Genomic DNA, 423 nt, shown 5'->3' on the forward strand with positions numbered 1-423 from the left:
CGGCGCCCCGCCAATGTCATGGATGTCTGGGGTCATACGAAGAGCATGCGCTCGACGGCCCAGCGGGCCCGCTCGGCGACACATGGATCGATCGTGACGACGTGACGGTTCTCCTCGATCGCGCTGCGGATATTACGAAGCGTGATGCGCTTCATGTGCGGGCAAAGGTTGCACGGACGCACAAAATCCACGTCCGGGTGCTCGACCGCGACATTGTCGCTCATCGAGCATTCCGTCATCAGCACGACGCGCGCCGGTTTGTGCCGTCCGACATAGTCGGACATTGCCGCTGTCGAGCCGGCGAAGTCGGCCTCAGCGACGACCTCCGGTGGGCATTCGGGATGGGCAAGTACGGTCACGCCGGGATGCGCTTCCCGTAGCTCGCGGATATCGGCCGCGGTGAAGCGCTCATGCACCTCGCAG

1 protein-coding gene is annotated in these 423 nt (G+C 64.1%); it reads right to left on the minus strand.

Annotated elements, in window-relative coordinates; translation table 11 throughout:
• Positions 1-32 precede the first annotated feature (32 nt).
• A partial coding sequence (gene nadA / locus EOA29_RS40300) for a quinolinate synthase NadA (protein WP_189479210.1) occupies positions 33-423 on the minus strand: 391 nt, incomplete at its 5' end.

Origin of the sequence: Mesorhizobium sp. M1E.F.Ca.ET.063.01.1.1, from assembly GCF_003998155.1 — a bacterium.
GTDB lineage: Bacteria > Pseudomonadota > Alphaproteobacteria > Rhizobiales > Rhizobiaceae > Mesorhizobium.